Here is a 24,728-nt window from a genome sequence, read left to right as displayed (position 1 = left end):
GCAGCCTAGCCGATTCCGCGCATGGACTCTGCGCGTTAGGCCAGGTTTCGCGCAGCACCAGTGATTGAAGTTGCCCGGGCCGGCAGCAGCCCCAGCTGCGTGAGGTCCCCTCTAAGCTGGTCCGGGCCGGTGAAGTGCAGCCCGGTCATCCCCAGCTCGCGGGCGGTCGTGACGTTCGCCACCGAGTCGTCGATATAGACCGCTGCGGCCGGATCGAGCCCATGCCGGTCGAACAGGATCTGGTACAGCCGGGGGTCCGGCTTGATCAGCCGCTCCTCGGCCGAGACTACAATCCCGGCGAACCATGACAAAAACGGGTATTCAGCTCGGACCTGCGCGAACTTCGGCGTGGAGAAATTCGTCAACGCGTACAGGCCCGGTCCGCCCCGCAGCTCCTGCAGGATCGCCACGGTGCCCTCGATCGGCCCGGCGACCATCTCCGACCATCGCGCGTCGTACGCGGTGATCAGCTCCGCGTGGTCCGGAAAGGCGGTGCAGCGCTCAGCCACCGCCGCCGGCCACGGCCAGCCCCGGTCGACCTCGGCGTTCCAGGTGGGGGTGCAGACCTCCGCCAAGAACCGCTCGACCGCCGCCTCGTCCGGCAACAACCGCCGGTAGAGGTAGCGCGGGTCCCAGTCGAGCAGCACCCCGCCCACATCGAAGATCACCGTACGTAGATCACGAGTCACCCCCTACTCTTACCAGCCCGAGGTTAACGATCATGGACTTTGGTACGGATTTTCCCGCCGGTTATGGACTAAGGTCCATGATCGGCGGGGGAGAGAGAGCGGGGAGGATGCGACAGCAGACTCGGCCGGAGCGGGACGCGCTCGCGCGACGCTGGGAGCAACGACTGGCGGTGCCGGTGCTCCTCGCCGCCGCCCTCGCGATCCCCGCCGTCTTCCTCACCATGCTCGACCATCCCGGTTGGCAGCTCACCGGCCACGCGCTCAACTGGGCGTCGCTGCTCGTCCTGACCGCCGAGACGATGGTGCTGCTGGCGCTCTGCGGCGACAAGCGGGCCTGGCTGCGACACCACAAATGGTCGCTGCTGATCACCATCGTGGCGGTACCGGCGGTCATCTACGCGATCGCGCCGGTGCAGGCGCTGCGCCTACTCACGTTGGCCAAGATCGTCGGCACGCTACGGATCCTGCGGGCCAACACCCTGGTCAACGCGGGCCGGGTGCTCGCGCGTCGGCTCCGGCTGCCCGGCCGGTGGCGGTTCGCGCTGATCGCCGCAGCGTCGGCGCTGGCGGCAGGCTTCGTGGCGCTGGTCCTCGTCGACCCGGCCGCCGCCCGGGAACACCGGCTGCTGTTACAGGAGCTGCGCGGGTGGCTCGGCGCGAAGCCGGCGTTGGTCGCCGGCCTGCTGCTGGCGGCCGTCACCTTTTTGATCGTGCTCTACCGGCGCAGGCTACCCGCGCGTTGATCATGGACCTAGGTACATGATCGAGGCCAATCCGGGCCCCTAACCCCATGGTCAACTGCGGGGCTGGATGTCAACTGCGCGGCTGGCGCTTGCGTTCGGCTAGCCCGGGCTGGCGGTACGCACCGCCGCGGCAAGTTCGTCGGCGATCGCGCGCGCCTGCTCCGCGGTGGGAGCCTCCACCATCACCCGAACCAGTGACTCGGTCCCGGACGGGCGCAGCAGCACCCGGCCAGCCTCACCCAGCATCGCCTCCGCCGCCGCCACAGCCGCCACCACCGGCGGCAGCGAGGCGACCGCCCGCTTATCCGCCACCGGAACGTTCAACAGCACCTGCGGCAACCTGGTCACCACCGACGCCAGCTCCGCCAGCGGACGGCCGGTCGCCGCGACCTGCGCCATCAGCTGCAGCCCGGTCAACACGCCGTCGCCGGTCGTCGCGTACGCCGGCATCACCACATGCCCGCTCTGCTCACCGCCCAGGGCGTACCCGGATCTGCGCAGCTCTTCGAGCACATACCGGTCGCCCACCTTGGTCTCCACGAGCCGGATGCCGGCCTGGTTCATAGCCAGCCGGAGCCCCTGGTTGCTCATCACGGTGACCACCAGGGTGTCGTCGGTGAGTTCCCGCCGCTCCCGCATCGCCAACGCCAGAATCGCCATAATCTGGTCACCGTCGACCAGCTCGCCCGCGGCGTCCACTGCGATCAGCCGGTCGGCGTCGCCGTCGAGCGCCACCCCGAGGTCGGCACCTCGCGCCCGCACCGTCTCCACCAAGGAGGTGGGCGCGGTCGAGCCGCAGCCGTCGTTGATGTTGTGACCATCCGGCGCCGCGTGGATCGCGTAGACCTCCGCCCCGGCCCGCCGGTACGCCTCGGGGGCGACCGCCGCCGCCGCGCCGTTGGCGCAGTCGACCACTACCTGCACTCCGGCCAACGGCTGGGCAACCGTCCCAGTGAGGTGCGTGAGGTAACGGTCGGCGCCGTCGTCGAGCTCGGTGATCCGGCCGATCGCCGGGCCGCTCGGCCGGTGCCAACCTGACCCGGCCCGAACCGCCTGGTCGATCTGATCCTCAAGCTCGTCGGGGAGCTTCTGCCCACCCGCAGCAAAGATCTTGATGCCGTTGTCCGGCATCGGATTATGCGACGCCGAGATCATCACGCCGAGGTCGGCGTCGAGCTGCGACGTCAGCAGCGCCACCGCCGGTGTCGGAAGCACGCCAACCCGGATCACCTGCGCGCCCGCGCTGGCCAGCCCCGCAACCACCGCCGCGTCCAGCATTTCGCTGCTGGCGCGGGGGTCGCGCCCGACCACCGCAACGGGTGGCCGGTGCGCGGTCGCCTCGCCGAGCACCTCGGCGGCGGTCGCCGCCACCGCCAAGGCCAGCTCGGGCGTAAGCTCGACATTGGCCTGCCCGCGCACCCCGTCGGTGCCGAACAACCGGTGCGGAGTGGCCACGCCGAGCAGCATCAACGCTTCGAGTACTGAGGCGCCTTCCGCGCCTTCTTCAAGCCGTACTTCTTGCGCTCGATCTCGCGCGCGTCCCGGGTCAGGAAGCCCGCCTTCTTCAGCGCGGGGCGGTGCTCCAAGTCCACCTCGCAGAGCGCCCGCGCGATCGCCAGCCGAAGCGCGCCGGCCTGCCCGGTGGTCCCGCCACCTCGCAGGTTGGCGAAGACGTCCACGGACTCGACGCGCTCAGTCAGCACCAGCGGATCCTTGATCAGCTGCTGCTGCACCTTGCTGGGGAAGTACTCCTCCAGCGACCGGCCGTTGCACACGATCTTGCCGGTGCCGGGAGCGATCCGGACCCGGACGATGGCTTCCTTACGCCGACCCACCGTCTGGATCAGGCCCGAAGCCGAACGCCGCGCCCGCGCAGTCGCGGTCGGGGCGGTCGCGGTGTCGGTGGCCACCTCGGTGGGGCTGGGCCGCGTTGGAGCGGCCTCCGGGGAATCCGGCCGCGTTGGAGCGGCCTCCGGGGAATCCGGCACGGTCTCTGAAGAACCCGGCACGGTCTCTGAAGAACCCGCGGCCTCCGGAGCGTCCGCGAGAACGGCCTCCGGGGAATCCGGCCGCGTTGGAGCGGTGAGCTCCTCGGCCAGCGGTTCCGCGGCCGGTTCGGCGGCCGGCGTGGTGCTGCTGTCGGTCATGCTGCTTCCTCCGCCCGCGCTGCCTGCGCGATGTGCTTGATCTCGTACGGCACCGGCTGCTGGGCCTGGTGCGGGTGCTCGGGCCCGGCGTACACCTTGAGCTTCTTGATGACCTTACGGCCAAGCTTGTTGTGGGGCAGCATTCCCTTGATCGCCAGCAGCACGGCCTGTTCGGGGCGCTTGGTCAGCAGCTCCTCGTAGCCAATTTGCTTGAGGCCGCCCGGGTAACCGGAGTGCCGGTAGGCGACCTTGTCGCGCCGCTTGTTTCCGGTCAGCGCCACCTTGCCCGCGTTCACGATGATCACATAGTCACCGGTGTCGGCGTGCGGCGCGAAGATCGGCTTGTGCTTGCCGCGCAACAGCGTGGCGGCGTGACTGGCGAGCCGGCCCAGCACCAGGTCAGCAGCGTCGATCACATACCACTGCCGCTCGATGTCGCCCGGCTTCGGGCTGTACGTACGCACAGGTCTACCTTGCCTCAGGGTCCGTTGGTCTGGGTTCACGCGTGGGTGCAGCAGCCGCACGCACAACAGCCGTAGAGCATACCTTGACCCATGGGAGAGGGTCAAAATGGGTGCGGCTAGCCCACGATCGACAGCACCTCGGTGACGCCGGAGAGCGTCAGGATGTGCGCAACCATACCGCGCGGGTTGTGGATGGTGTACGCCAGGCGGGACTGCGCCGCGGCGCGGTGGCCGTCGAGCAGTGCCCGGACCCCGACCGCGTCCATGAAGGTGGCCGCTTCGAGGTCGAGTTCCACTCCGGTGGGGCGTCGCGGGGCGTGGATGTGCGCGAGCACGGTGGTGCGCAGCTGCGGCGCCGTGGCCAGGTCCACCACGCCGAAGACAGCGAGCCGCACCGCCCCGCCGGCCGTCGGCTGAACCGTGATGCGCAACGGTTCAGCAATGGTCCCTTCCGCCACGGGAACTCCTTCGCGGGACGCACGGTACATCCATGCTGGGTGAGTAGATATTGTTGATGCTAGGCGCGATGAAGAACCCTGGTCAATAGGTGTTGCCCAAATGTTGAGTAATTATGTGGTACACCACTACGATGGGCACATGGCGGGCAGCGGACCAACACCGACCGCTCCTGACTCGGGCGATCAGGAGATCAGCGGCCAGCCGCTGTACAGCATCGGCGCGGTCGCCCGGATGGTCAACGTCCCCACGCCCACACTGCGCACCTGGCATGAGCGGTATGGCGTGGTCGTCCCCACCCGCAGTGAGGGAGGCCACCGGCTCTACTCCCGCGACCAGGTCGAGCAGCTCCGATACCTCGCCGACCAGGTCGCAGCGGGCCTCTCCCCCTCCGACGCGCACCGGCTCCTGCGGGAACGCATCCAGGCTCCGGACGGGCAACCACTCGCGAGCGGCGGCAACTCGCTACTCATCCTGCTCGCTGAACGGGACCCGTTCGCGGCCGAGTTCTCGGAGTACTTCCTCCGCACCGAAGGTTACGCGGTATCGCTCGCGATGGATTTCGACGACACCCTCAGCAAGGCTAGCGCCAGCCCGGACCTGGTGATCGTGGACCTCATGATCTCGGCCGGGCGGGGCGTAGAGCTCTGTCGACAGCTCCACGAGCAGGGGCACGGCCCCATCCTGGCCATCTGCACCCTCCGACTCGGCGACTCGGCCCTCAGCGCCGGGGCTTCGGCGTTCCTGCCCAAGCCGATCGAACCCCTGCAGTTGGTCTCGGCCGTCCGGGACCTGCTCGGCGACAGCGCCTTCCTCCGACGAGAAAGGGCCACGCCATGACCGACCGGCTCGCCACCGGCAGCAGCGCCCTCAACGCGGTGCTCGGCGGTGGTTTCCCACGCAATGCGATAAACCTGGTCATCGGGCTGCCCGGCACCGGCAAAACCGTCCTGGCGCAGCAGTGCATCTTCCACACCGCCACCGAAGAGCAGCCCGCGATCTATCTCTCCACCGTCTCGGAGCCGCTGGAGAAGATCCTCCGGTTCGGCCAGACCCTGTCGTTCTTCGAACCGACCGCTGTCGGCGGCCGAGTCCGATACGACGACCTCGGCGAAGTCCTCGCCCAGCAAGGACTCTCCGGAGTGCTCGACCGGGTTCGCTCACTGCTACGCGAGATGCGCCCCGGCATCATGGTGATCGACAGCTTCAAGGCGCTCCACCCGTACGCGGAGGATGAGGGCGAGTTCCGCCGGTTTCTCCACACCCTCGCCGGGACGGTCAGCGCGTTCCCGGTGACCTCGCTCTGGGTCGGCGAGTACGAAGAGAGCGAGACCGCAGTGGCGCCCGAGTTCGCCGTCGCAGACTCGATCATCTCGCTCACCGAGGGCCCGACGCAGGAGTCCCGGTTCCGGTCCATACAAGTGCGCAAGCTTCGCGGCAGCGACTTCCGGCCGGGCGAGCACGCGTACCGGATCACCACCGAAGGGCTGCAGGTCTTCCCCCGACTGGTGGACCCGCGGGAGCAACCGCAGCGGTTCCGGCCGGTCGACAACACTCGGCGGCTCTCCTCCGGCATCCAGGCGCTGGACGACATGCTCAGCGACGGCTACCGACCGGGCGCCACCACGGTCGTCGCGGGGCCGCCCGGCTCCGGCAAGACCTTGATGGGCCTGCACTTCGTCTTCGGCGGGGTAGCGGCGGGTGAACGCGGGCTCATCGCCACGCTCCAGGAACGCCCGGCCCAGCTGGAGCAGCTCGCCGCCACCTTCGGTTGGTCGATCAAGGAGAGCCCGGTCACGGTGATGTACCGCAGCCCGGTCAATCTCCACCTTGACGAGTGGGCTTACCAACTACTCGACACGGTCGCCAAGACCGGTGCCACCCGGATCCTGGTCGACAGCCTTAGCGACCTGCAACTCGCCACCAACAACCCGGTCGAGTTCCGCACCTACCTCTACGCTCTGCTGCACCGGCTCGCCGCCGCCGGGGTCAGCCTGATGGCGACCATGGACCTGCCAGAGCTGGTCGGCATCAGCCGGCTCACCGAGAACAGCCCCACCCACCTGGTCGACAACGTGGTGCTACTGCAGTACACCGGCCTCGCGACCACGGTCAACCGCACGCTGACCGTGCTCAAGACCCGGACCAGCACCCATGACCTGCGAGTACGGGAGTTTGAGATCACCCCCAAGGGGATCGTGCTCACCGCCGGCCAGCCACCCTTCCCCCTGCCCTCGTGACGTGACCAATACCGTGAGCAACGGCCGTGCGAGTCGGGTGGACGCGGGGTGGCGCGGGTCGCGCCCGCGCCGTACCCTCCCCGGCATGGCGTTTGGTTCCGCACGGCGGGCACTCCGCTCCGCCGGCGCCCGTTGGCGCCCATCCCCAGCTCAGACCGACCAGATGCGTCGGTGGGGACGGGTGCTCGGGACGGCGTTGGGTATCGGCGCGGTTGCCGGGGCTGGTCAACTTGGACTGGGCTACGGGCTTGGGCTGCTCCGGTTTCAGCGCGAGTTCGCCTCGGACGGCCTGTGGTCGGCGCAACTGACCTGGGTCGCCTGGTTCGCGATCCTCGCAACCCTCGCGGGCGCGGCGGCGGCCAGCTCGCTGGCCAACCGGTACGGCGCCCCGCTCACGCTCGCCGGGAAGGCCGCCGCCGCGGTCGTCGCCGGGGTCGGCGCGACGGTGGTCGCACCGCTGGCTTCGCTGCCGGCCAGCGGCGCGGAGCTCCTCGGCCGCCCCGCCGCCTCCCCCGCGCTGGAGGCCACACTGACCGCCGCGCTGGGGGCACTGGTCGGTGTCGTGGCCGCAGTAGTGGTGCTAACTATCCGACTCGCCGCGGTCAGCACCACACTCATGATCGGTGTGGTGTGGCTGCTCGCCCTGATCTCGACCGCCCCGTCGCTACCGGCGAGCGCCCAGCTGCCCGAGGTACGACTAGCGGTGCTGGAGCTCGCCGCGTTCGGCGACGCCCAACGGATCATCGCGATCCTTACCCCGCCGCTGCTGGCGTTGTTGATCTGCGGCGGCCTCGCAGCCGCCGCCCGGACCCGCGGGCTGCCGCCGCTGCAGACCGCGTCGGCGACGGCGGCCGCCCCAGCGCTACTGGCTGCGACCTACCTGATCGGGTCGCCCGGCGCGGACGGCGGGGACCTGCAGACCTCGCCCTACGCCGGCGCGCTGGTCGGGGTGGCGACCGGGTTGCTGACGTCGTTACTGGTCGGCATAGTCAGACTTCCTGACCGCGGCAATGTCACGACCACCGATTCGCATACTCCCGCGGCGGCTGACTCACTAGCCGACGCCGACACCACCCAGACCATCCCGGCCGCCGATCCGGCCCCACCGGACGGTGACGCCACACCGACCGCTCCGATCTGGCCACCGGTCGCCGACGAACCGGCGGCCCACCCGCCGACCGCGGCCGACCAGGACCCGTGGGCCCCGCGGGCGCCTCAGTTCGACCCGCCAGATTGGGCCCGCTTCCAGGTCCCGGACGATCCGCCGACGGCGGCCTCGACACCACCGGCCCCTGCCCCACCCGCCCCATCGGACGCAACCTCGGAGACCGCCGAGTTCGCAGCGGCCGACCAGCAGCCCGACCCGGCCGTTCCGGTGCCGGTCCCGGACGTCGCCGACCCGCCCGCCGGCGCCCGACAGTCTCGGTGGCGCCTGGGGCGGCGAAAGCGCCCCGCCGGGTCGGTCTCCGGAACGACGACCACCCCGGAGCCGACCTCGCCCGCGGCCCCGCCCGCCGCCGAGCCGGACCTGGCTGGTTGGTCGATCGCCGAGCCGACGGATGCAGCCGTGCCGACGGACGCACCCGGGGCCAACTCCGCCGGCCCGGCCCTGGACGACCAGCCTGAGGCCCCGCCGACGGTCTCGGCCCCGGTAGATCCACCGACGATCGCCGCTCCGGCGGAACCGCCGAAACGCCGCCGCTGGTTGGGCCGGAAGCGCCGAGCCGGCGACGCCGACCCCGCCGCGACCGGAGCCGATCCGGTGGCCGACCCTGCGAGCCCTAGCGAGCCCGCCGACTCAGCGAGCCCCAGCGAGCCGGTAGCCGACCCCACCGACGACCCGCTCAGGTCCACCCAGGCCGCAGGCGCGGCCGAGCCCTGGGCCGAGCCGGCTACCTCGGCCGCGCCCTGGGCCGAGCCGGCCACCCCGGCCGCGCCCTGGGCCGAGCCGGCCACCCCGGCCGCTAGCCGGCCGGCGAATTTGCCGCCGGAGTTCGCCCCGCAGCCCCCGGAACCGGCGGCGACGCCCCCGGAACCGGCGCCATCGCCGGTTCCCCGCCCCCGAACTCCGTGGGCCGAGCGGCTGGCCGCCATCAGCCCCAGCGTCCCCGCGCCCACCAACGCTGACCCGGAACCCACCGGGGCAGCGCCCGCGCCGGCCGACTCCGGCCCGGAGCCGGTTACGGTAGCCGGTCCGGACGACGAAGCTGAGGTGGATCCGCAGGCCACCCCGGAGGCCGGCGAAGCTGCCGCGCCCGAACCGAAACGGCGGCGGCAACGTTACGACGAAGAACACATCGACTGGATCACGTCGCTCGCTGGCAAGGACGAAGAATCAGAGCCGGCGAAGGTCCGTCGACGCCTCAAACGGGACCGCGAGGACTAACCGGCGGGGTTCCCGCAGAGTTGGCCAGCAAGGTCCATCCGACCCCGCTGGCCAACTCCGATGCGGCCAAAGCCGACCGTGGTGGCCGGGTTACGCCCAGAGCTGACCCTCAAGCGCCTGCTCCGCGTCGGCCAAGGTGCCCGTATAGGCGCCGGTCGAGAGGTACTTCCAGCCCGCGTCGGCGACCAGGAACGCCACGTCCGCACGGCGCCCCTCCTTGACCGCCTGGTGGGCCATCGCGAGGGCGGCGTGCAGGACGGCCCCGGTGGAAAACCCGACGAAGAGGCCTTCGACCTCTACCAGTTGCCGAGTCCGCAGCACCGCGTCCCGGGTGCCGACCGAGAACCGTCGAGTCAGCACGGTCGCGTCGTACAGCTCGGGAACATAGCCCTCGTCGATATTGCGCAGCCCGTACACCAGCTCGCCGTAGCGGGGTTCGGCCGCGACGATCTCGATGCCGTCGACCTTCTCCCGCAGATACCGGCCCACCCCCATGAGGGTGCCGGTGGTGCCGAGCCCGGCCACGAAGTGGGTGATGGTGGGCAGATCCTCCAGCAGCTCGGGGCCGGTGGTCTCATAGTGAGCCCGGGCATTGGCTTCGTTGCCGTACTGGTAAAGCATCACCCAGTCCGGATGCTCCTCGGCCAGCTGCTTCGCCGTCGCCACCGCCTGGTTGGAGCCGCCCGCCGCTGGCGAGAAGATGATCTCCGCGCCGTACATTCGGAGCAGCTGCACCCGCTCGGCCGAGACGTTCTCCGGCATCACACAGACCAGGCGGTACCCCCGAAGCGTCGCCACCATCGCCAGCGAGATCCCGGTGTTGCCGCTGGTGGGTTCGAGGATCGTGTCTCCGGGGCGGAGTGTGCCGGCCGCCTCGGCGGCGCGGACCATCCACAGCGCCGCCCGGTCCTTTACCGAACCCGTGGGGTTACGGTCCTCCAGCTTCGCCCACAGTCGCACCGGCGGTGCGCCTTCCGGCACCGCCGGCGCCAGCCGCGGCAACCCGACCAGCGGGGTGCCGCCGGAGGCATCCAAGAGCGAGTCGTAGCGCATGGCGCGACCCAGTTACTCGGCCGGCGGAGAGCCGAGCGCACCGCCGGCCACAGCGGGCAGGATCGTCACCGTGTCGCCGTCGGAGAGCTTCGCCTCCAACGCGCCGAGGAACCGAACGTCCTCGTCGTTGACGTACACGTTGACGAAGCGGTGCAACGACCCCTCTTCGGTGACCAACCGGCCCCGCAGCCCGGAATGCCGGGAATCCAGGTCGGCGAGCAGCTCGGCGAGGGTCTCACCGGCCCCCTCGACCGACTTCGCGCCACCGGTGTGGGAACGCAGGATCGTCGGGATTCGAACATCGATAGACATGAAGGAAAGCTCCTGATCGGGACAACGGATGGGAAGAAGGCGGGCGCGGCTCAGGCTCGACACTCGTAGTCGACCACGGTCGGGCTATGCCCGAACTTGTACGACTGCACCGCGGTGCCGTCCACCGGGTCGCCGGTCAGCTGCACCGGCTCCTCGGTCACCTCGCCGTCGACGATCCGGTAGGAGCGGATCTCCGTCACGTCCGGCTCGCGGGTCGACACGAGCAGATAGTGCGCCCCCGGCTCGGCCGCCAGGTTCACATCGGTACGCGAAGGATACGCCTCGGTCGCGGTGTGCGAATGGTAGATGACGATGGGCTCTTCATCCCGATCGTCCATCTCCCGCCACACCCGCAACTGCTCCATCGAGTCGAACCGGTAGAAGGTGCTGGACCGCTCGGCGTTCGCCATCGGGATATGCCGGGTAGGGGTGTCCGAGCCAGCTTGGCCGGCCACGACACCACACGCCTCGTCCGGGTGGTCCCGGCGGGCGTGGGCGACGATCGCCGCCATCAGCTCCTGATCGATCCGCAGCACGGATTACAGGCTACCCGGCGGCGGCGGGCGGTGCAGGAGTGACCGTTGTCACGTCTGCAGCGCCTCGAGTAACGACTCCTGCAAATACCCCAGATAGGCGTAGACCGACAACTGGTAGACCCGCGACGAGGTGGGGTCCCGCAGCACCGCCTCATCCAGCTCCACCTCCAGGCTCGTCTCGTCCTGAACCTCCAGCCGGACCCCGAGCGCCAGCCGAACATCGTTCAGCGCCCGGAGCCACGCGTCCGCGGATTCACCATCGAGCGTCACGTCACCGCCACCGCTCGACGGCAGCGTCGCCAGGATCGCCCCCGCCTGATCAATCTTGCTGGTCTTCAACTCACCCTCGGTGTAGCGGCGAAACTCAGCAGCATCCTCCGACCGCCCCGGATAGACCTCCGGAAAGAGCCGGTCGACCACCGGATCCGACCGGTCGAACCCGTCCGTCAACAGCTCCACCACCTCGGCGGCGACCTTACGCAGGACATTCACCTCATCGGGCGAGAACCGGGCCACGCAGAGCTCACCCTGTCGCTGAAACATGCTCACGACTTATCGACGGTGGCCCAGAGGCCGTGCCCGTGCAGCTGCGAGGCGTCGTACTCCATGCGTTCCCGGGCGCCGCTGGAGACCACCGCCCGGCCCTTGTGATGAACATCGAGCATCAGCCGCTCTGCCTGCTCCCGGCTGTAACCGAACAGCTTCTGGAACACCCAGGTGACGTACGACATGAGGTTGACCGGATCGTTCCACACGATGGTGACCCACGGCCGGTCCGCCTCCGGGATCTCCGCTGAATCCGGAGCCTCAACGGGAGCGACCTGCGGTGTCGTCATGCCCCCAGCATGCCACGCACCACCGGGTCGGTGGCTAGTGCTTCACGCCTTTTCTGACCGGTTTCCCGCTCTTCGCACGATCGCCCGCCGACCGCCATGAATAGACTGGTTCCGGGACCGCTGTTTCGGGGAGGAACGTGAGCACCGCACTCTTTACCGATCGCTACGAGTTCACCATGCTCAGCGCCGCGCTGCGAGACGGCAGCGCCGATCGGCGCTGCGTCTTCGAGGTGTTCGCCCGCAGACTGCCCACCGGGCGGCGGTACGGCGTGGTCGCCGGCACCGGCCGGTTGCTGGCCGCCCTGGCCGACTGCCGGGTCGACCCGGCGGAGCTGGCCTACCTCCGCGACGCCGGCGTGGTCGACGACCAGACCGCGCGATGGTTGGCCGACTACCGGTTCACCGGCGACATCCACGGCTACGCCGAGGGTGAGCTCTACTACCCGGGCTCGCCAATCCTCACCGTCACCGGCACCTTCGCCGAGTGCGTGGTCCTAGAGACCCTGGTGCTCTCGGTGCTCAACCACGACTGCGCGGTCGCCGCGGCGGCGGCCAGGATGGTGACCGCCGCCCGCGGGCGACGGCTGATCGAGATGGGCTCCCGCCGCACCCACGAGGAGGCCGCCGTTGCCTGCGCCCGCGCCGCCTACCTGGCAGGCTTCGGCGCCACCTCCAACCTCGCTGCTGGGCACCGGTACGGCATCCCCACCGCCGGCACCGCTGCCCACGCCTTCACGCTGCTCCACGACGACGAGGCCGCCGCCTTCGCCGGCCAGGTCGCGGCGCTGGGCAAACAGACGACGCTGCTGGTCGACACCTACGACATCAGTGAGGGCATCCGGCGGGCGGTCGCGGTGGCCGGCCCCGGCCTGGGCGCCATCCGGATCGACTCGGGCGACCTGTCGATGATGGCCCGGCAGTCCCGCCAACTGCTCGACTCCCTCGGGGCCGTCGACACCAAGATCATCGTCTCCGGTGACCTTGACGAGCACGCCATCGCCGCGCTCGCCGCCGAGCCCGTCGACGCCTACGGCGCCGGCACCTCGGTGGTCACCGGCTCCGGCGCCCCCACCGCGGAGCTCGTCTACAAGCTGGTCGAGGTCGACGGGCGACCGGTGGTGAAACGCTCCGAGCACAAAGCCACCATCGGCGGCCGGAAGACCGCGGTCCGCCGACACAAACCCACCGGGACCGCCACCGAGGAGGTGGTGGCATCCCGCGGAGCGCCGGAGCCGGCACCGCACGACCGGCTGCTGCAGCGCCCGTATCTCATCGCTGGCGAACCGGCCCGGGACCTACCCACGCTCGCCGAGTCCCGCGAACACCTCCGCGCCGAGCTCGTCGCCGTACCGTGGGAAGGGTTGAAGCTCTCGGCCGGGGAGCCAGCGATCCCGGTGACCATGATGGGAGGAGACCGATGAGCCGTGCACTGATCATCACCGACGTCCAGAACGACTTCTGCGAAGGCGGGTCGTTGGCGGTCCGGGGCGGCGGCGCGGTAGCCGCCGGCATCTCCGCCGCACTGCACGATCGGCCGGACCGATGGGATCACGTCGTGGCGACCAAGGACCACCACATCGAACCGGGTGATCATTTCGCCGAAGAACCTGACTTTGTGGATAGTTGGCCACCGCACTGCCTGGTCGGCACCGCCGGGGCAGAGTTCCACCCGGAACTCGACACCGACCGGATCGAGGCGACCTTCACCAAGGGCGAGTACGAACCCGCCTACTCTGGCTTCGAAGGCGCCACCGGCAGCATCGGCCTCGCCGCCTGGCTGCGGATGCACGACGTCACCGAGGTCGAGATCGTCGGTATCGCCACCGACCACTGTGTGCTCGCCACCGCGCTGGACAGCGTCGCCGAAGGCTTCGCCACCACGGTGCTGCTCAACCTGACCGCGGGCGTGCTGCCCGAGACCATCGACAAGGCGCTCCAGCGGATGCAGGAGGCCGGGGTCACGCTGGTCTAAGCGCTCAGGGGCGCTGCTCGCCGCCGCTCGCCTCGCCACCGGCGGACTCCTGGCCAGCCTCCGGCTCGCCTTCGGCCCGTTCGCCTGGCCGCGCCGAGTCGCCGCCCATCGGCCCCGGCGGCTCCGCCGCGGCGGTGGTGTAATACGGAACGAGGTGCGGGAACTTCGCGTCGAACGCCGGCCGTTCCGAGCGGATCCGCGGCATCCGGTCGAAGTTGCGCAGCGGCGGCGGGCAGCTGGTCGCCCACTCCAACGAGGCGCCGTGCCCCCACGGGTCGTCGACCTGCACCACCCGGCCGGATTTGTACGACTTCCACACGTTGTAGAGGAAGGGCAGCGTCGAGACGCCCAGCACGAACGCGCCGATCGACGAGATCATGTTCAGGGTGTTGAACCCGTCGCTGGCCAAGTAGTCGGCGTACCGCCGGGGCATGCCCTCGTTACCCAGCCAGTGCTGCACCAGGAAGGTGGTGTGGAACCCGACCATGGTCAGCCAGAAATGAATCCGGCCGAGCCGCTCGTCGAGCATCCGCCCAGTCATCTTCGGGAACCAGAAGTAGATGCCGGCATAGACCGCGAAGACGATGGTGCCGAAGAGCACGTAGTGGAAGTGGGCCACCACGAAGTAGGTGTCCGAGACGTGCCAGTTGACCGGCGGGCTCGCCAGCAACACCCCGGAGAGGCCACCCAGCAGGAAGGTGACCAGGAACCCGATCGAGAAGAGCATCGGTGACTCGAACGTCAACTGTCCTCGCCACATCGTGCCGATCCAGTTGAAGAACTTGATCCCGGTCGGTACTGCGATCAGGAACGACAAGAAGGCGAAGAAGGGCAGCAGCACCTGGCCGGTGGCGAACATGTGGTGGGCCCACACGCTCATCGAGAGCGCACCGATCGCGATCGTCGCCAGCACCAGCATCTTGTAGCCGAAGATCGGCTTCCGGCTGAAGACCGGGATGATCTCCGAGACGATGCCGAAGAACGGCAACGCCACGATGTAGACCTCGGGATGGCCGAAGAACCAGAACAGGTGCTGCCACAGGATCGGCCCGTTGGTCGCCGGATCGAAGACGTGCGAGCCGAGAATCCGGTCCGACAGCAGCGCCAGCAGCGCCGCGGTCAGGATCGGGAACGCCATCAGCACCAGCACCGAGGTGACCAGGATGTTCCAGGTGAAGATGGACATCCGGAACATCGTCATGCCGGGCGCCCGCAGCGTCACGATCGTGGTGATCATATTGACGGCGGCCAGGATGGTGCCGAGGCCGGAGATCGCCAGCCCGGTGATCCACAGGTCGGCACCCACACCGGGCGTGTGGATCGCGCTGTTCAGCGGCGCATAAGCGAACCAGCCGAAGTCGGCGGCCCCGCCCGGAGTCAAGAAGCCCAGCAACACCACCGTGCCACCGAACGCGAACAACCAGTAGGCCAGCGCGTTCAACCGCGGGAACGCCACATCCGGCGCGCCGATCTGGATCGGCACGATGTAGTTGGCGAACGCGAACACGATCGGCGTCGCGAACAGCAACAGCATGATCGTGCCGTGCATGGTGAAGAGCTGGTTGTACTGCTCCGGGGAGAGGAACCGCATCCCCGGCTGGGCGAGCTCGGCCCGCATCACCAGCGCCATCGCGCCGCCGATCAAGAAGAAGGCGAACGCGGTGGTCATATACATGATGCCAATCTGCTTGGCATCGGTGGTCCGGAGCATGCGCGCCAGCGCGGAGCCCTTGACCGGCTGGTGAACCGGGTAGGGCCGAGTCTCGATCGGCTTCGGGGCAACGGTGGTCACGAGGGGCAGAATAGCGGCCCGGCCACGCCGGGCCCGCCCCGGGTCGGGCGATCGGCGGGTGCGCAGCGATGATCAGCGCGGCAGCGACAACCCGGGCAGGATCTCAGTGAAGAACTCGCGGTCGCCGGCGAAGGTGGGCGACAACGTCGCGAACTCCGTAGGGCGCAGCCAGCGGACCGCGCTGACCTCACCCGGGTCGGGGTGCAGGTCGCCCGCGCCGGGCAGCACCTCGGCCAGCCACCAGAACAGCCGGAACCCCCCGTCGTGGGTCTGCGACTCCCACACCCGACCCAGCGGCCGGACCGCCAGCCCGACCTCCTCACGCACCTCGCGGACGACCGCGGCCGCCTGCCCCTCGCCCGGCTCGACCTTGCCGCTCAACGGCGCCCAGTAACCCGAGAAGACCGCTTGCGGACCGCGCCGGATCACCAACACCTGACCCGCCCGCGCCACCACCGCCACCACCGCCTCGCGCTGGCCGGCGGCCGGCCCGGCAGGGTCGCTAGGCACCGTGGGTATCCGGGTCCGGGCCGAGCCGTCCGCCCCGGTCCAGCCGGCCCATCGCCGCGAGCTCCTCCGGCGCCAACGTGAAGTCGAAGACCGCCAGATTCTGCTGCATCCGGCCCGGCGTCACCGACTTGGGGATCGCGATGTTGCCGAGCTGCAGCTGCCAGCGCAAAACCACCTGCGCCGGCGTACGGCCATGCTTGCTGGCCAAGCCGGTGATCGTGGGATGCTCCAGCGCGTCGCCGCCCTTCGCCAGCGGACTCCACGCCTCGGTCGCGATGTGATGCTCGTCGTGGTAGGCCCGCACCTCCGCCTGCTGCAGAAACGGATGCAGCTCAACCTGGTTGACCGCGGGCATGGTCGCGGTCTCCCGTCGCAACCGCTCCAGGTGCGCCGGCTGGAAGTTCGAGACCCCGATCGCGCGGACCCGCCCCTGCTCGACCAGCTTCTCCATCGCCTGCCACGTCTCGACGTATCGGTCCCGCGCCGGCACCGGCCAGTGGATCAGGTATAGGTCGAGATAGTCCAGGCCCAACCGCGCCAGGCTGGCGTCGAACGCGCGCATGGTCGCGTCGTACCCCTGGTCGTCGTTCCACACCTTGGTGGTGATGAACAGCTCCGCCCGGGGCACCGCGGCCGCCGCGACCGCCCGACCCACGCCGGCCTCGTTGCGGTACAGGCTGGCGGTGTCGATGCTGCGGTAGCCCGCGTCGAGCGCCGCCGCCACCGCACCGGCCGCCTCGTCGTCCGGGATCCGGTAGACCCCGAACCCGAGCTGCGGCATCCGGACCCCATTGTTGAGCAGCACGTCCGGGATCTCCGGCATGGCAAGCGTCCTTCCCGTCACCCGGCGGCGCCGGAGCCTGCGGACCTGGTCACCCGCAGCACCCGGTAGCCCTGCTGGCTGGCGTGCCGGCCCGCCGCCCACCCCTGGCGTGACAGCCACTGCTGGAGGGAGTCACCGCCCAGGTGGCGCGAGACCAACAGCCACGCTACCCCGTCCGGCGTCAGCGTCGGCAACCATCGACCCAGAATGGTGTGGAGCTCCGGCTTACCCACCCGCACCGGTGGGTTGCTCCACACCTGCCGGAACCTCAGGTCGCTCGGCACCTCCTCCGGAGCGACCACCCGCACCCGCTCCCCGACGCCCAACGCGGCGGCGTTCCGGGCCGTCAGCTCGCGGGCCCGCGGATTCACGTCCACCGCCCAGACCTCGGCCCGCGGTGCCGCACAAGCCAGCACCGCGGCGATCGGCCCGTAGCCACACCCCACATCGAGCAGCGGACCTGGTTCCGCCACCGCCGGCAAAGGTGCTTTGCGCAACAGCACCGCAGTGCCCGGGTCCAGCCGGTCCGCCGAGAAAACACCACCGGAGGTGGTCAACTCGAAGTCCCGACCCCCGGCCTGAAACCGGATCGTACGCTCACGGCTAGGGGCGGCCGGTTGCTCCGGCGAAAAGTAGTGCCTCACCCGACCAGTATTCCAATCGGCCGTTACTCCAATCGGCCTGGATCGAATGTAGTGGCTGCCGGGCGACCAGCAGCCGCCGCCGGTTCGCTACGCTAGGCGCCATGACGCGCCGGGCAGGCTCAGAACCTGGTGGCTTACCCCCGCGACGACCCCCCGAAACACCCCCCCGTCGCGGCGAGCCATCGACGCCGGCAGACCAGGGCCCGCCTAGACGCCGTGGTCAGCCGGCCGAGCCGCCGCCACCGCCCCGGTCACCCACCGATGAGCCGGCGGTGACCCGCCGCCACGAGTTAGAGGGCGGGCGCCCTCACTCCCCAGCCGCGCTCCCACCGGGGGGACCCCGTGGGCCGCGTCACCCCCGACCGGACCCGCCCGACCCTGGTCAGCAGCTACGGCTACCGGCCCCGCGCCGCCCACCCGCCGCCGGTTCGCCACCGCCCGCGGCTGGCCCGCCGGGCGTCGGGGCCGGCCCGCCCGGCTCCGGCCGAGCACCCGCCGCCGGCCCTCGTTCGCCCACCCCTGGTTCGCCCGGCCCTGGCTCCCCCGGCCGGACGCCCGCACCGAATCAGGCGCTGCCGGGGAGGCCTACCCCGGCCAAGGCTTTACCCGGCCGAGCCGCACCCCCCACCAAGACCTCCGGGCGCGCCGCACCGCCCGCCGCCCCACCGGGCCGAGCCGCACCGCCCGCCGCCCCACCGGGCCGAGCCGCACCCCCCGCCGCCCCACCGGGCCGAGCCGCACCGCCCAGCACCCCGCCCGGTCGGGTGGCACTTCCGCCCGCGCCGCCACCACCGCCGCGGTCGGGCCGGACTCGGTGGTGGTATCTCGGCATCGCCAGTCTCAGCGTCCTCGCCGTGCTCTCCACCTGCGGCATCTTCAGCTATTTCATGGTCCAGGAGGAGTTGGCCGGCCGGAGTTCACAGGCCACCGCGCCACCGCCCAGCCCGGTGATCCCCCGCGACATCAGCTCCCGGGAGAACGACCCGGAGCCGCTCACGGTGGCGGAGGTCTTCCCCGACGACGAGGTCGTCATCAACCCCGCCGAGCCGCCATACCAGGTACTCGCCACCCAGGAGACCGAGGATTGCAGCGCGGTCGCCGCCGACGGCATGGCGACTCTGCTCGGCGAACTCGACTGCAGCCAGGTCGTCCGGGCCACCCTCGAATCACCCACCGACGGCTACCTGGTGACCGCCGGCATCGTCAACCTCGCCGACCAGGCGGGGGCGGAGCAGGCGTACGAGGACATCAAACCGCTGATCGAGGAGGGCACCGGCCGGTTCCTCGGCATGTTGGCGGGCGACGGCACCGAACCGATCGTCCTCTCGGAGACGGTGCTGTTCTGGGACTACCGCGGCCACTACCTGATGTACGCGGTCATCGCCCGCTCGGACGGCGAACCGTTCGGCAACGCCGACAGCCGGTTCGCGGAGCTGATCAGCTGGGACCTGATCGAGGTCCATCTACGCAGCAACGTGCTGGACGAACGTGCTACCCAACCCAACCCGGAGCTGGCGACGCCGGCCGACCCAGCCGAAGCCGATCCGGACTCCGACTCCGACGGCGAGCAGGAGTCGGAAGGCGAGTAGCGAGCGACCTCCGCCAGGCAGCGCTACGCCGGCTCGATCGTCAACGTCCGCACCCGGCGGGTCGCTAGCGCCCGCGCCGCCCACGCTTCGGGGTCCGGATAGCCCACCGCCACCAGGGTCAGCCCGTGCGGCCCCACTACCCGCACCTCGCCGGCCCTTTCCCGCCGGGTGAGTAGCTGCGCCGGCCACTCCACCGGTCGAGTGCCGTCACCGGCGAGCAGCATGCCACCGACCAGGCTGCGCACCATGGACTGGCAGAAGGCGTCTGCGGCCACGGTCGCGACCAGCACTCCGTCCGGGTCGCGGCGCCACGCCAGCTCGGTGATTGCCCGGACGGTGGTCCGGTTCGGGTTCCGGCGGCAGTAGGCCGCGAAGTCGTGCTCGCCGACCAACCCGGCGGCGGCCTGATTCAAACGTGCCAGCTCCAGCGGCCACCGCCATCGCAGGGTGTCGTGCCGCCGGAGCGGATCCACACCGTACGGTGCGTCACTCACCCGGTACTCGTAACGGCGCGACAGGGCCGAGAACCGCGCGTCGAAGTCGAATCCGACCTCGGTCGCCGCGGTGACCCGGACGTCCGGCGGCAGCACTCCGGCCAGTCGACGCAGCAGATCGCCCCGGCGTGTCTGCCACGCCGGGGCGATTACATCCACATGGGCAACCTGACCGGTCGCATGCACTCCGGCATCGGTCCGGCCGGCTACTGTCAGGCCTGCCGCGCCCTCGTCGCCGAGAAGCTGCCGCAGGCCCACCAGCAGCACGCCCGCCACGGTCCGGCGGTCCTGCTGGACCGCCCAGCCGTGGAAGTCCGTACCGTCGTAGGCCACATCCAGCCGGACGCGGACCCGTCCGTCGGTCACGCCTTGCGGTCGGAGTCCTCGGTCTCGGCCGCACCGGTCTCGGCGCTCGCCGCCGGCTCGGTCGCCGCCGCGGACCCCGGCTCGCTGGCGCTGGTCGGCGCGTCCTCGGTGTCGCCGGCGAGCACCGCCACCGACTCCTCCTTCGCGGCGCGCCGGCTCCCGCTCGCGCCGGCCGCGGCCGGCGCCTCCACCATCGGCTCGACCAGCTCGATGATCGCCATCGGCGCCGCGTCGCCCCGACGCGGACCGGTCTTGACGATCCGGGTGTAGCCACCCGGCCGAGCCGCGTACCGCGGGCCGATCTCGTCGAAGAGCGCGGTGCTCACGTCCCGGTCCTTCACCACCGAGACCACCTGACGGCGGGCGTGCAGGTCGCCCCGCTTCGCCTTGGTGATGAGCCGCTCGGCGAACGGGCGCAGCCGCTTCGCCTTGGTCTCCGTGGTGCTGATCCGACCGTGGCGGAACAGCGACGTGGCCAGGTTGGCCAGCATCCGTCGCTCGTGAGCGGGGGTGCCGCCGAGACGGCTTCCCTTAGTGGGCCTGGGCATCGGTACTCCTCATTACTAAACGGCCGGCCGGGCCAGCTGCTCGGGTGGCAGCTGTGCGACGGCTACAGCTGCCTAAAGCTGCTCGGTCTCGCGGAAGTCTTCCTCGTACTCGTCCTCGGCCGGCTCAGCCGCGGGGTACTCGGCCCCGCCGCTGGGCAGTTCGACCTCACCGTAGGTGTCGACCGCCTCGGACGGGTCGAACGCCGGCGCCGAATCCTTGAGGCCCAAGCCCATCCCGGCCAGCTTCATCTTGACCTCGTCGATCGACTTCTGGCCAAAGTTGCGGATGTCCAGCAGGTCCGCTTCGGTCCGGCCGATCAGCTCGCCGACCGAATCGATCCCCTCCCGCTTGAGGCAGTTGTACGAGCGGACGGTGAGGTCGAGCTCCTCGATCGGCAACGCCAGATCGGCGGCGAGCTGCGCGTCCTGCGGCGACGGCCCGATGTCGATGCCCTCGGCGGTCTCGTCCAGCTCGCGCGCGAGACCGAAGAGCTCCACCAGGGTGGAACCGGCCGACGCCAGCGCGGTACGCGGCGTTACCGACGGCTTCGTCTCGACGTCCAGGATCAGCTTGTCGAAGTCGGTCCGCTGCTCGACCCGGGTGGCCTCCACCCGGTAGGTCACCTTCATCACCGGCGAGTAGATCGAGTCCACCGGGATCCGGCCGATCTCCGCGTTCGGCTGCTTGTTTTGCGCGGCGCTGACGTAGCCGCGCCCGCGCTCCACGGTCAGCTCCATGTCCAGCCGACCCTTCGCGTTCAGGGTCGCCAACCGGACGTCGCCGTTGTGGACGCTGACGCCGGCCGGTGGCTGGATGTCCGCCGCGGTTACCTCGCCCGGACCCTGCTTCCGCAGGTACATCGAGACCGGCTCGTCGTGCTCGGAGCTGACACACAGCTCCTTGATGTTCATGACCAGCTCGACCACGTCCTCCTTGACACCGGGGATCGTGGTGAACTCGTGCAGCACGCCGTCGATCTTGATCGACGTCACCGCCGCGCCGGGGATCGAGCTGAGCAGGGTACGGCGCATGGAGTTGCCGAGCGTGTAGCCGAAGCCCGGCTCCAGCGGCTCGATGATGAACCGAGACCGCGTCTCGTTGATCGGCTCCTCGGAGAGGGTGGGCCGTTGGGTGATGAGCACTTGTTGTTCTCCTAATGTCGGGACGACCGCTATATGACGTCCGCGGACAAGTGGTGGTGGCGGTAACGCCACCGGCGAGCTGCTACTTCGAGTAGAGCTCGACGATCAGCTGTTCCTGGACTGGGGTGTCGATGACCTGCCGCGCCGGCATCGAGTGCACCAGAACCTTGAGCTGGCTGGGGATCGCCTCCAACCAAGCCGGGATGGTCTTGCTGCCGGCCTCGCCCTGAGCGACCAGGAACGGGGTCAGCCCCCGCGACTTCTCCCGAACCTCGACGATGTCGTGCTCGGTGACCCGGTAAGACGGGATGTCGACCTTGCCCCCGTTTACCTGGATGTGGCCGTGCTTGACCAGCTGGCGGGCCATGTCCCGGGACTTGGCGAAGCCAGCCCGGTAGACCACGTTGTCCAGCCGCGACTCGAGGATCTGCAGCAGCTCGTCACCGGTCTTACCCGGGCGACGGTTCGCCTCCTCGTAGTACCGACGGAACTGCTTCTCCAGCACGCCGTACACCCGGCGGGCTTTCTGCTTCTCCCGAAGCTGCAGCAGGTACTCGGTCTCCTTGGTGCGGCCGCGGCCGTGCTGCCCCGGCGGGAACGGCCGAGACTCGAACGGGCATTTCGGGCTCTCACACTTGCTGCCCTTGAGGTACAGCTTGGTCTTCTCCCGACGGCAACGACGGCAGTCCGCCCCGGTGTAACGCGCCATTTCTCCTCTTACTCCTCAGACCCGTCTCAGACCCGACGCCGCTTCGGTGGGCGGCACCCGTTGTGCGGCTGCGGTGTGACATCGGAGATCGTGCCGACCTCCAGTCCCGCCGCCTGCAGCGACCGGATCGCGGTCTCCCGACCGGAGCCGGGGCCCTTCACGAAAACGTCAACCTTCTTCATGCCGTGCTCCATCGCCCGGCGCGCGGCCGCCTCGGCGGCCATCTGCGCGGCGAACGGAGTCGACTTCCGCGAGCCCTTGAACCCGACCTGCCCGGAGGACGCCCAGGAGATGACCGCGCCGACCGGATCGGTGATCGACACGATCGTGTTGTTGAAAGTGCTCTTGATGTGTGCGTGCCCGTGGGCTACGTTCTTACGCTCCTTGCGCCGCACCTTCTTGGCGGCGGCGCCGGTACGTGCCTTCGGCGGCATGGGTCGGTGCGCTCCTTCTTACGTTCGCTGTTCTCGCCGGCCCCGGATCGGGCCCGGTCTCCTACCGGCTACTTCCTGCCGGCCTTCTTCTTGCCGGCCACAGTGCGCTTCGGGCCCTTGCGGGTCCGCGCGTTGGTACGCGTCCGCTGACCCCGCACCGGAAGGTTGCGGCGGTGCCGGATGCCCTGGTAGGTGCCGATCTCCACCTTGCGGCGGATGTCCGCGGCGACCTCGCGGCGGAGGTCACCCTCGATCCGGTAGTTGCCCTCCAGGTAGTCCCGGAGCCGGACCAGCTCCTCGTCGGTGAGGTCGCGCGCCCGTTTGTCCGGGTCGACACCGGCGGCCGCGAGCGTCTCCTTCGCCCGGGTCGCACCGACCCCGAAGATGTAGGTGAGCGCGATCTCCATCCGCTTCTCGCGGGGGAGGTCGACGCCGACTAGCCGTGCCATTGTCGTCCGGACTCCTATCTAGACCGCTGTGTTGCCGCTAACTAGCCTTGCCGTTGCTTGTGGCGAGGGTCGCTGCAGATGACCATGACCCGACCGTGCCGGCGGATCACCCGGCATTTGCTGCAGATCTTCTTGACGCTCGGCTTGACCTTCACAGTGGTGCCTATCTCTACGCAGTGGTCGGTGAACGCTGTGCTACTTGTACCGGTAGACGATCCGCCCGCGGGTCAGGTCGTACGGGGAGAGTTCCACGACGACCCGGTCCTCGGGCAGGATGCGGATGTAGTTCTGCCGCATCTTGCCGCTGATGTGGGCCAAGACCCGGTGGCCGTTCGCGAGCTCCACCCGGAACATGGCGTTCGGGAGCGGCTCAATGACCCGGCCCTCGATCTCGATGGCTCCGTCTTTCTTCGGCATGTCCTCCACTACCTGACGTCAGTAACCAGCATTGGGCAGCAACCCGTCTCCGGGAAAGCCAACCCTTAGCACTCAGCATCAAAGCCCCGCGCCGCCGAGCGCAGGGCGGCGCGGACGCTGTGCGCCAATCGGCTAGTTTACGCTCCCGCCCGGGATATCTCAACATCAGGGCATGGCAGAGGCCAACCCGGGGCCAACTATATCCACGAACGGCTCCGACCAGCCGGAATGAACCGGGCATTTCGTCACTTCTCGCCGCGGTTGACGTCGATCACACTCGCCAAGCCCCCTGCGACCGACCCGGCTGCACACGCCTTCCGTGCCCGGCGCGAGCCGGTCGGCGGCGATGGCCCGTGCGCGAGCCGCCCCCATCCCACTCCGCCGGCCGGGGCCGGCTACTGCCGCCGGCGCGGGGGAAAGATGACGGTCAACCCGATATTGGCCGCTGCCCACGGCCCTGCGACCCACATCGGCCAGAAGTAGACCAGGTTGCCGGAGCCGAGGCTGACCAGGAACCAGATCACCAGGTTGACCGCGACCGCGACCAGCCACAGCCGCCACGACAGCGACAGCCAGCCCGGGAGTTTTGGGTTCTCCTCGATCCGCGAGGGGGGCACCTGTGACGGCGACGGGGCCACCTCTGAACGCTCGGTCGGCGCCACCGCGGGGAGATCCGCCACCACCTGATGCAGGTCGCCGAAGGTCTTCGCCGCGTAGATATGCCGGAGCCGCTCGTCGAGTTCGTCGAGGGTCAACCGGCCCTCGTCCAACGCCTGCCGCACCCGGGCGGCGAACCGCTCCCGGTCGACGTCGGCGGCCCGCATCTGCTCCCGGCCCGTGCCACCATTCACGCTAGTAAGCATGCCACGTGTCCGGAGATCTCGCCCGCCACCCGGCACCCGCTGACCAGCCCCGCTGCTTGAGCCTTTGCTCTGCGCACCTCTACGCCATCGCTGCCGCCGCGGCGAGACCGAGC

Annotated in this window: 30 protein-coding genes; 7 read left to right on the top strand and 23 right to left on the bottom strand. The window is 69.7% G+C overall.

Annotated elements, in window-relative coordinates:
• Positions 1-35: 35 nt before the first annotated feature.
• Entirely contained in the window at positions 36-689 is a 654-nt protein-coding gene (locus tag JQS43_RS04235) for an HAD family hydrolase (RefSeq protein ID WP_239677742.1), read from the bottom strand.
• 107 nt (positions 690-796) lie between these two features.
• Here JQS43_RS04235 and JQS43_RS04230 point away from each other — a divergent pair, with 107 nt between their 5' ends.
• Entirely contained in the window at positions 797-1,432 is a 636-nt protein-coding gene (locus tag JQS43_RS04230; protein ID WP_239677741.1) for a hypothetical protein, read from the top strand.
• Between the two features lie 99 nt (positions 1,433-1,531).
• Here the strand turns inward: JQS43_RS04230 and glmM are convergent, their stop codons facing one another.
• From glmM to JQS43_RS04210, 4 genes are all read right to left on the bottom strand, one after another.
• Positions 1,532-2,899, bottom strand: a complete 1,368-nt coding sequence (glmM, locus tag JQS43_RS04225) for a phosphoglucosamine mutase (RefSeq protein WP_420847650.1) — start codon at positions 2,897-2,899, stop codon at positions 1,532-1,534.
• Positions 2,899-3,342: a 30S ribosomal protein S9 gene (gene rpsI, locus JQS43_RS04220; protein WP_275581075.1), complete on the bottom strand. Its 444-nt coding sequence runs from the start codon at positions 3,340-3,342 to the stop codon at positions 2,899-2,901. The genes glmM and rpsI overlap by 1 nt, the downstream gene beginning before the upstream one ends.
• A 233-nt stretch (positions 3,343-3,575) precedes the next feature.
• The gene (gene rplM, locus JQS43_RS04215) at positions 3,576-4,043 is read right to left on the bottom strand and encodes a 50S ribosomal protein L13 (protein ID WP_239677739.1); all 468 of its coding nucleotides are present in this window, start codon (positions 4,041-4,043) and stop codon (positions 3,576-3,578) included.
• A 116-nt stretch (positions 4,044-4,159) separates the two neighbouring features.
• Positions 4,160-4,501, bottom strand: a complete 342-nt coding sequence (locus JQS43_RS04210; RefSeq protein WP_239677738.1) for an STAS domain-containing protein — start codon at positions 4,499-4,501, stop codon at positions 4,160-4,162.
• Positions 4,502-4,640: 139 nt separating this feature from the next.
• On the opposite strand from JQS43_RS04210, the gene JQS43_RS04205 reads away from it, so the two are divergent.
• The 3 genes from JQS43_RS04205 (at position 4,641) to JQS43_RS04195 (ending at position 9,125) form a co-directional block, all read left to right on the top strand.
• A complete protein-coding gene (locus JQS43_RS04205; protein WP_239677737.1) occupies positions 4,641-5,339 on the top strand; it encodes a MerR family transcriptional regulator in 699 nt (232 codons plus the stop codon).
• Positions 5,336-6,739: an ATPase domain-containing protein gene (locus tag JQS43_RS04200; RefSeq protein WP_239677736.1), complete on the top strand. Its 1,404-nt coding sequence runs from the start codon at positions 5,336-5,338 to the stop codon at positions 6,737-6,739. The genes JQS43_RS04205 and JQS43_RS04200 overlap by 4 nt, the downstream gene beginning before the upstream one ends.
• Before the next feature lie 163 nt (positions 6,740-6,902).
• Positions 6,903-9,125: a hypothetical protein gene (locus JQS43_RS04195; RefSeq protein ID WP_239677735.1), complete on the top strand. Its 2,223-nt coding sequence runs from the start codon at positions 6,903-6,905 to the stop codon at positions 9,123-9,125.
• A 90-nt stretch (positions 9,126-9,215) separates the two neighbouring features.
• On the opposite strand, the gene JQS43_RS04190 is transcribed toward JQS43_RS04195, so the two are convergent.
• The 5 genes from JQS43_RS04190 to clpS all read right to left on the bottom strand — a co-directional run bounded on the left by JQS43_RS04190 (position 9,216) and on the right by clpS (position 11,862).
• Positions 9,216-10,178 carry a PLP-dependent cysteine synthase family protein gene (locus JQS43_RS04190; RefSeq protein WP_239677734.1) on the bottom strand — a complete coding sequence of 321 codons (963 nt, stop codon included), beginning with the start codon at positions 10,176-10,178 and terminating at the stop codon, positions 9,216-9,218.
• 12 nt (positions 10,179-10,190) lie between these two features.
• Positions 10,191-10,490 carry a MoaD/ThiS family protein gene (locus JQS43_RS04185; protein WP_239677733.1) on the bottom strand — a complete coding sequence of 100 codons (300 nt, stop codon included), beginning with the start codon at positions 10,488-10,490 and terminating at the stop codon, positions 10,191-10,193.
• 50 nt (positions 10,491-10,540) lie between these two features.
• Positions 10,541-11,002 carry a M67 family metallopeptidase gene (locus JQS43_RS04180; protein ID WP_420847678.1) on the bottom strand — a complete coding sequence of 154 codons (462 nt, stop codon included), beginning with the start codon at positions 11,000-11,002 and terminating at the stop codon, positions 10,541-10,543.
• 72 nt (positions 11,003-11,074) lie between these two features.
• Positions 11,075-11,569, bottom strand: a complete 495-nt coding sequence (locus JQS43_RS04175) for a DUF2017 domain-containing protein (RefSeq protein WP_239679308.1) — start codon at positions 11,567-11,569, stop codon at positions 11,075-11,077.
• A gap of 2 nt (positions 11,570-11,571) precedes the next feature.
• Complete coding sequence (gene clpS / locus JQS43_RS04170) at positions 11,572-11,862, bottom strand: ATP-dependent Clp protease adapter ClpS (protein WP_239677731.1); 291 nt, start codon at positions 11,860-11,862, stop codon at positions 11,572-11,574.
• A 137-nt stretch (positions 11,863-11,999) separates the two neighbouring features.
• Between clpS and JQS43_RS04165 the strand changes: the two genes are divergently transcribed.
• Both JQS43_RS04165 and JQS43_RS04160 read left to right on the top strand, forming a co-directional pair.
• Entirely contained in the window at positions 12,000-13,283 is a 1,284-nt protein-coding gene (locus JQS43_RS04165) for a nicotinate phosphoribosyltransferase (protein WP_239677730.1), read from the top strand.
• The gene (locus JQS43_RS04160) at positions 13,280-13,834 is read left to right on the top strand and encodes an isochorismatase family protein (RefSeq protein ID WP_239677729.1); all 555 of its coding nucleotides are present in this window, start codon (positions 13,280-13,282) and stop codon (positions 13,832-13,834) included. Before JQS43_RS04165 ends, JQS43_RS04160 begins: the two co-directional genes overlap by 4 nt.
• 4 nt (positions 13,835-13,838) lie before the next feature.
• On the opposite strand, the gene ctaD is transcribed toward JQS43_RS04160, so the two are convergent.
• From ctaD to JQS43_RS04140, 4 genes are all read right to left on the bottom strand, one after another.
• Positions 13,839-15,626, bottom strand: a complete 1,788-nt coding sequence (gene ctaD / locus JQS43_RS04155) for an aa3-type cytochrome oxidase subunit I (protein ID WP_239677728.1) — start codon at positions 15,624-15,626, stop codon at positions 13,839-13,841.
• Positions 15,627-15,698: 72 nt separating this feature from the next.
• Positions 15,699-16,136: an NUDIX hydrolase gene (locus tag JQS43_RS04150; protein WP_239677727.1), complete on the bottom strand. Its 438-nt coding sequence runs from the start codon at positions 16,134-16,136 to the stop codon at positions 15,699-15,701.
• Positions 16,129-16,959, bottom strand: a complete 831-nt coding sequence (locus JQS43_RS04145) for an aldo/keto reductase (RefSeq protein WP_239677726.1) — start codon at positions 16,957-16,959, stop codon at positions 16,129-16,131. Before JQS43_RS04145 ends, JQS43_RS04150 begins: the two co-directional genes overlap by 8 nt.
• Positions 16,960-16,976: 17 nt before the next feature.
• Positions 16,977-17,603 (bottom strand): class I SAM-dependent methyltransferase, encoded by a 627-nt coding sequence (locus JQS43_RS04140; protein WP_239677725.1) that lies wholly within the window; start codon positions 17,601-17,603, stop codon positions 16,977-16,979.
• 764 nt (positions 17,604-18,367) lie between these two features.
• On the opposite strand from JQS43_RS04140, the gene JQS43_RS04135 reads away from it, so the two are divergent.
• Positions 18,368-19,192, top strand: coding sequence for a hypothetical protein (locus JQS43_RS04135; RefSeq protein ID WP_239677724.1), 825 nt, complete (start codon positions 18,368-18,370; stop codon positions 19,190-19,192).
• 23 nt (positions 19,193-19,215) lie between these two features.
• On the opposite strand, the gene truA is transcribed toward JQS43_RS04135, so the two are convergent.
• The 9 genes from truA to JQS43_RS04090 all read right to left on the bottom strand — a co-directional run bounded on the left by truA (position 19,216) and on the right by JQS43_RS04090 (position 24,603).
• On the bottom strand, positions 19,216-20,052 hold the full coding sequence (gene truA / locus JQS43_RS04130) for a tRNA pseudouridine(38-40) synthase TruA (RefSeq protein WP_239677723.1): 837 nt from the start codon (positions 20,050-20,052) through the stop codon (positions 19,216-19,218).
• Positions 20,049-20,600 (bottom strand): 50S ribosomal protein L17, encoded by a 552-nt coding sequence (gene rplQ, locus JQS43_RS04125; protein WP_239677722.1) that lies wholly within the window; start codon positions 20,598-20,600, stop codon positions 20,049-20,051. The genes truA and rplQ overlap by 4 nt, the downstream gene beginning before the upstream one ends.
• Positions 20,601-20,672: 72 nt before the next feature.
• A complete protein-coding gene (locus JQS43_RS04120; protein WP_239677721.1) occupies positions 20,673-21,743 on the bottom strand; it encodes a DNA-directed RNA polymerase subunit alpha in 1,071 nt (356 codons plus the stop codon).
• An 82-nt stretch (positions 21,744-21,825) separates the two neighbouring features.
• Positions 21,826-22,452 carry a 30S ribosomal protein S4 gene (gene rpsD / locus JQS43_RS04115; protein WP_239677720.1) on the bottom strand — a complete coding sequence of 209 codons (627 nt, stop codon included), beginning with the start codon at positions 22,450-22,452 and terminating at the stop codon, positions 21,826-21,828.
• A gap of 26 nt (positions 22,453-22,478) precedes the next feature.
• Positions 22,479-22,886, bottom strand: a complete 408-nt coding sequence (gene rpsK / locus JQS43_RS04110) for a 30S ribosomal protein S11 (protein ID WP_239677719.1) — start codon at positions 22,884-22,886, stop codon at positions 22,479-22,481.
• A gap of 68 nt (positions 22,887-22,954) precedes the next feature.
• The gene (gene rpsM, locus JQS43_RS04105; protein ID WP_239677718.1) at positions 22,955-23,335 is read right to left on the bottom strand and encodes a 30S ribosomal protein S13; all 381 of its coding nucleotides are present in this window, start codon (positions 23,333-23,335) and stop codon (positions 22,955-22,957) included.
• A gap of 41 nt (positions 23,336-23,376) precedes the next feature.
• On the bottom strand, positions 23,377-23,490 hold the full coding sequence (rpmJ, locus tag JQS43_RS04100; RefSeq protein WP_131876382.1) for a 50S ribosomal protein L36: 114 nt from the start codon (positions 23,488-23,490) through the stop codon (positions 23,377-23,379).
• A 40-nt stretch (positions 23,491-23,530) separates the two neighbouring features.
• Positions 23,531-23,752, bottom strand: a complete 222-nt coding sequence (infA, locus tag JQS43_RS04095) for a translation initiation factor IF-1 (protein WP_239677717.1) — start codon at positions 23,750-23,752, stop codon at positions 23,531-23,533.
• Positions 23,753-24,147: 395 nt separating this feature from the next.
• Positions 24,148-24,603, bottom strand: coding sequence for a DUF1707 SHOCT-like domain-containing protein (locus JQS43_RS04090; protein ID WP_239677716.1), 456 nt, complete (start codon positions 24,601-24,603; stop codon positions 24,148-24,150).
• Positions 24,604-24,728: the final 125 nt, after the last annotated feature.

It is taken from the genome of Natronosporangium hydrolyticum (assembly GCF_016925615.1).
Lineage (GTDB): Bacteria > Actinomycetota > Actinomycetes > Mycobacteriales > Micromonosporaceae > Natronosporangium > Natronosporangium hydrolyticum.
This window is presented reverse-complemented; position numbering and strand designations above follow the sequence as displayed.

What these genes read in the sequence shown, in the direction of transcription:
- JQS43_RS04205 (WP_239677737.1), top strand. Translation starts at nt 4,641, where the DNA reads ATGGCGGGCAGCGGACCAACACCGACCGCTCCTGACTCGGGCGATCAG.
- JQS43_RS04175 (WP_239679308.1), bottom strand. Translation starts at nt 11,569, where the DNA reads ATGTTTCAGCGACAGGGTGAGCTCTGCGTGGCCCGGTTCTCGCCCGAT.
- glmM (WP_420847650.1), bottom strand. Translation starts at nt 2,899, where the DNA reads ATGCTGCTCGGCGTGGCCACTCCGCACCGGTTGTTCGGCACCGACGGG.
- JQS43_RS04145 (WP_239677726.1), bottom strand. Translation starts at nt 16,959, where the DNA reads ATGCCGGAGATCCCGGACGTGCTGCTCAACAATGGGGTCCGGATGCCG.
- JQS43_RS04190 (WP_239677734.1), bottom strand. Translation starts at nt 10,178, where the DNA reads ATGCGCTACGACTCGCTCTTGGATGCCTCCGGCGGCACCCCGCTGGTC.
- rpsM (WP_239677718.1), bottom strand. Translation starts at nt 23,335, where the DNA reads ATGGCACGGCTAGTCGGCGTCGACCTCCCCCGCGAGAAGCGGATGGAG.
- rpsD (WP_239677720.1), bottom strand. Translation starts at nt 22,452, where the DNA reads ATGGCGCGTTACACCGGGGCGGACTGCCGTCGTTGCCGTCGGGAGAAG.
- rpsK (WP_239677719.1), bottom strand. Translation starts at nt 22,886, where the DNA reads ATGCCGCCGAAGGCACGTACCGGCGCCGCCGCCAAGAAGGTGCGGCGC.
- JQS43_RS04185 (WP_239677733.1), bottom strand. Translation starts at nt 10,490, where the DNA reads ATGTCTATCGATGTTCGAATCCCGACGATCCTGCGTTCCCACACCGGT.
- JQS43_RS04200 (WP_239677736.1), top strand. Translation starts at nt 5,336, where the DNA reads ATGACCGACCGGCTCGCCACCGGCAGCAGCGCCCTCAACGCGGTGCTC.
- clpS (WP_239677731.1), bottom strand. Translation starts at nt 11,862, where the DNA reads ATGACGACACCGCAGGTCGCTCCCGTTGAGGCTCCGGATTCAGCGGAG.
- infA (WP_239677717.1), bottom strand. Translation starts at nt 23,752, where the DNA reads ATGCCGAAGAAAGACGGAGCCATCGAGATCGAGGGCCGGGTCATTGAG.
- JQS43_RS04160 (WP_239677729.1), top strand. Translation starts at nt 13,280, where the DNA reads ATGAGCCGTGCACTGATCATCACCGACGTCCAGAACGACTTCTGCGAA.
- JQS43_RS04195 (WP_239677735.1), top strand. Translation starts at nt 6,903, where the DNA reads ATGCGTCGGTGGGGACGGGTGCTCGGGACGGCGTTGGGTATCGGCGCG.
- JQS43_RS04230 (WP_239677741.1), top strand. Translation starts at nt 797, where the DNA reads ATGCGACAGCAGACTCGGCCGGAGCGGGACGCGCTCGCGCGACGCTGG.
- rplQ (WP_239677722.1), bottom strand. Translation starts at nt 20,600, where the DNA reads ATGCCCAGGCCCACTAAGGGAAGCCGTCTCGGCGGCACCCCCGCTCAC.
- JQS43_RS04180 (WP_420847678.1), bottom strand. Translation starts at nt 11,002, where the DNA reads ATGGCGGCGATCGTCGCCCACGCCCGCCGGGACCACCCGGACGAGGCG.